The sequence below is a fragment of the Methylomonas koyamae genome (assembly GCF_001644025.1).
Lineage (GTDB): Bacteria > Pseudomonadota > Gammaproteobacteria > Methylococcales > Methylomonadaceae > Methylomonas > Methylomonas koyamae_A.
Genome location: NZ_LUUK01000143.1, coordinates 1 through 1,052 on the forward strand (window position 1 = coordinate 1; position 1,052 = coordinate 1,052).

The following is a 1,052-nucleotide window of genomic DNA, read 5'->3' on the forward strand; positions in this document are numbered from 1 at the left end:
ACCTGATTAGAAAGCTTCTTCAGCTTGACGAAGCCAAGTTGCCGGACGCGGGCTGATGTTGACCGCAGCAAGGAGTAGTCGCATGGGCAAAGTCTCCAGATTGAAACGTCGGTTAAAGCGGTAAACAAAGGCCGCCAAGTAGCGGATACCATACTTGGCAAAGTCGAAAGCGTGATAAGCACCGCCGAAACTGGTCTTGAGATTGCCCAAAACGGTGTTGATCCAATTGAACTCGGGCAACTCTTTGGGTTTACGGCCGCCCACGACGACAGGCTGGTGCAAACACCCTGCGGCCGTGACGCCCGCAAAGCAGGCTAAGCCATCGGACCTGACGACACATCCCGGGCTGAGGTCGCGTTGGGCCCAGTCGGTAATTGCTTTGAGCGTAAACCCCGGAACAGGTGCCATTTTGATGTACTGCGGGTGCCCCGCCTGATCCAGCGACACCGCCGCCACGAAGGGCACTTTATTCTCTGAGCCGCGACCGACCTTGCCGCCTGCCAGCTCGCCACCGAGGTAGGCGTCGTCAATCTGGACCTGTCCTTCCAGGGTATAAAGCGCGTCACGTTCCGCCATGGTTTGCATCAATTTCTGCTGCATCAACCAGGCAGTGGGGTAACTGACACCCAACAGGCGCTTCAAAGCTAAAGCGGACAGGTTGGTTTTGGCCTGGCTGATCAGGTAAATGCCCAGATACCAGGTCGTTAACGGCAGCTGGGTGCTCTGAAAGAGCGTACCGGCGATCAGGGATGTTTGTAATCGACAAGATCGACATTGGTACGCGGGATGACCGCCGCCGCTAAGCAAGTAATACGGCGCTTGCCCGCAACGCGGACAACGAAACCCGTCGGGCCAACGGGCTTTTTCCAGCGCGGCCTCGCAGTGAGCCTCCGTGCCAAACTGTTCTAGAAAATCAGGCAGTGACAAACCCTTTTGAAACTGGATGCGGTTCATGCTCATGACAATCTCCTGGAAATTTGAAACCAGTATGCGCTTTCTAATTGGGAATAACCTGGATTACGCTGGGTGGCTGAAGGAGCTTGCTAATCAGG

At 55.5% G+C, this 1,052-nt stretch carries 1 protein-coding gene; it reads right to left on the reverse strand.

Annotation, left to right across the window (positions count from 1 at the left end; all coding sequences use genetic code 11):
* Positions 1 to 6: 6 nt before the first annotated feature.
* Positions 7 to 960: an IS1595 family transposase gene (locus A1355_RS09620; protein WP_064027414.1), complete on the reverse strand. Its 954-nt coding sequence runs from the start codon at positions 958 to 960 to the stop codon at positions 7 to 9.
* Positions 961 to 1,052: the final 92 nt, after the last annotated feature.